Here is a 956-nt window from a genome sequence, read left to right on the forward strand (position 1 = left end):
GTTCACGCTCTTCACCGGCCAGTGGGCCGACCTCCCCCTCGAAGAGGTCTGCCGCCTCGCCCGCGACTTCGGCTACGACGGACTCGAACTCGCCTGCTGGGGCGATCACTTCGAGGTCGACAAGGCGCTCGCCGACCCGTCGTACCTGGACTCCCGGCACGCGCTGCTCGACAAGTACGGCCTCAAGTGCTGGGCGATCTCCAACCACCTGGTCGGTCAGGCCGTCTGCGACGCCATCATCGACGAACGCCACCAGGCCATCCTGCCGGGCGAGGTGTGGGGCGACGGCGACCCGGAAGGGGTCCGGCAGCGGGCCGCCGACCGGATGAAGGACACCGCGCGGGCCGCACGCGCCTTCGGCGTCGACACCGTCATCGGCTTCACCGGCTCCGCCATCTGGCACCTGGTCGCCATGTTCCCGCCCGCCCCCGAGTCGATGATCGACCGCGGCTACGAGGACTTCGCCGAGCGCTGGAACCCGATCCTGGACGTCTTCGACGCGCAGGGCGTGCGGTTCGCCCACGAGGTCCACCCGAGCGAGATCGCCTACGACTACTGGACGACACAGCGCGCTGTGGAGGCAGTCGGCGGGCGGCCGGCCTTCGGCCTCAACTTCGACCCCTCCCACTTCGTGTGGCAGGACCTGGACCCGGTCAACTTCCTCTATGACTTCCGCGACCGGATCTACCACGTCGACTGCAAGGAAGCCCGCAAGCGCCTCGACGGCCGCAACGGCCGCCTCGGCTCCCACCTGCCCTGGGGCGACCCGCGCCGCGGCTGGGACTTCGTCTCCGCCGGGCACGGCGACGTCCCCTGGGAGGACGTCTTCCGCATGCTGCGCTCCATCGACTACCAGGGCCCCATCTCGGTCGAGTGGGAGGACGCCGGCATGGACCGGCTCCAGGGCGCACCGGAGGCACTGAACCGACTGAAGGCGTACGACTTCGAGCCGCCGA

The 956-nt window shown here is 69.9% G+C and carries 1 protein-coding gene; it reads left to right on the forward strand.

Going from position 1 to position 956, the window contains the following annotated elements; all coding sequences use genetic code 11:
• Positions 1-956 (forward strand): sugar phosphate isomerase/epimerase family protein (locus AQJ46_RS51225; protein WP_059212224.1); only part of this gene is annotated, 956 nt, incomplete at both ends.

The organism is Streptomyces canus, assembly GCF_001514145.1.
Taxonomy (GTDB): domain Bacteria; phylum Actinomycetota; class Actinomycetes; order Streptomycetales; family Streptomycetaceae; genus Streptomyces; species Streptomyces canus.